General features: G+C 67.2%; 2 pseudogenes. One reads left to right on the top strand and one right to left on the bottom strand.

Annotated elements, in window-relative coordinates:
* Window positions 1-339, top strand: a pseudogene (locus EOD07_RS35565) (alpha/beta hydrolase); the annotation flags it as partial.
* 216 nt (window positions 340-555) lie between these two features.
* Here the strand turns inward: EOD07_RS35565 and EOD07_RS35560 are convergent.
* Window positions 556-981: pseudogene (locus tag EOD07_RS35560) on the bottom strand (Si-specific NAD(P)(+) transhydrogenase); the annotation flags it as partial.

The following is a 981-nucleotide window of genomic DNA, read 5'->3' as shown; positions in this document are numbered from 1 at the left end:
GACCCGAAGCGTGCGACCTTCCTTGGCTATTCGAACGGCGCCAATGTCGTCTCCAGCCTGATGCTGCTCCATCCCGGCGTGGTCAGGCAGGCGGCGCTCTTGCGGGCAATGCCGGTGCTCGACATGTCCCCGATGACCGACCTCGGCGGAACACGCGTGCTGATCGTCGCCGGCGCCGCCGACCAGACCTACGGTCCGTTCGCGCCCGCGCTGGTGACGTTGTTCAGCGAACGCCACGCCGAGGTCGACGCACGCATCATTGCCTCCGGCCATGAATTCGGCGACGCGGACGCCGCGATCGTGCGGCGGTGGCTGGCAGCGCCTGCACAGGTTGCCTGACCGGGCCGGCCAGGCGGGCTTCGGTGCCGGCAATCAACAGTTCTCAAAAGCGCTCCGTGGCCACCCGTTCGGTAACGGGCCAGCGCTTCGCTGGGCAACGGCATCTGCTTTGCTTGCCACTGTTTGCCGCCGCCCGATCGACTGCCGCGATACGGGCACGGGAATGGTCCAGGCACGCCTTGGCGAGCTATTCGAGCGGCCTCCGGGCCAGAGCCCTCACCCATGCCCCATTCGGTTCCAGGCGTCCAAGCCCGCAATCTTGTAGGCTTCCGCCAGCGTCGGGTAGTTGAAGGTGTTGTTGACGAAGAAGTCGACCGTGCCGCCGAGATTGATCACCGCCTGGCCGATATGGATGAGCTCGGTGGCGCCCTCGCCGACGATGTGGGCGCCGAGCAGGCGGCGCGTCTCGACCGAGAACAACAGCTTCAGGAAACCGCTCGAGACGCCCATGATGTGGCCGCGCGAGGTCTCGCGAAAACGTGCCAGGCCAACCTCATAGGCGGCGCCGCTCTCGCGCACCTGCTCTTCCGACAGACCGACCGTCGAGATCTCCGGCACGGCATAGATGCCGTAGGGAAAGCTCTCGGGCGGCGGCGGCAGGTTGACGCCGAAGGCGTGGCAGGCCGCCACCCGGCCCTGCTC

The organism is Mesorhizobium sp. M2C.T.Ca.TU.002.02.1.1 (assembly GCF_003997225.1).
This window is presented reverse-complemented; position numbering and strand designations above follow the sequence as displayed.